Genomic DNA, 248 nt, shown 5'->3' with positions numbered 1-248 from the left:
CGACCGACGAAGCAGAGGACGAATCCGAGATGGCCGACAGGAGCCGAGACGCCCGGCAACCGCTCCTGCCGCGCGTCGGCGTGGGAACCGACGTTCACGCCTTCGGGGGAGAGGGAACCCTCTGGCTCGCCGGGCTCGAATGGCCGGGGGAACCGGCCCTGTCGGGGCACTCCGACGGCGACGCCGTCGCCCATGCGATCGTCGACGCGGTGCTGAACGCCGCCGGCCTCGGCGATATCGGAACTCAC

General features: G+C 71.4%; 1 protein-coding gene. It reads left to right on the top strand.

Annotated elements, in window-relative coordinates:
* Nucleotides 1–248: 2-C-methyl-D-erythritol 2,4-cyclodiphosphate synthase (locus tag SB658_RS26305; protein WP_410603439.1), on the top strand; the 248-nt coding region annotated here is incomplete at both ends.

The organism is Bacillus sp. SIMBA_008 (genome assembly GCF_046535495.1).
Classification (GTDB): Bacteria; Bacillota; Bacilli; order Bacillales; family Bacillaceae; genus Bacillus; species Bacillus subtilis.
The sequence above is the reverse complement of the archived record's forward strand: the minus strand, read 5'-3'. Positions and strand labels throughout refer to the sequence as shown.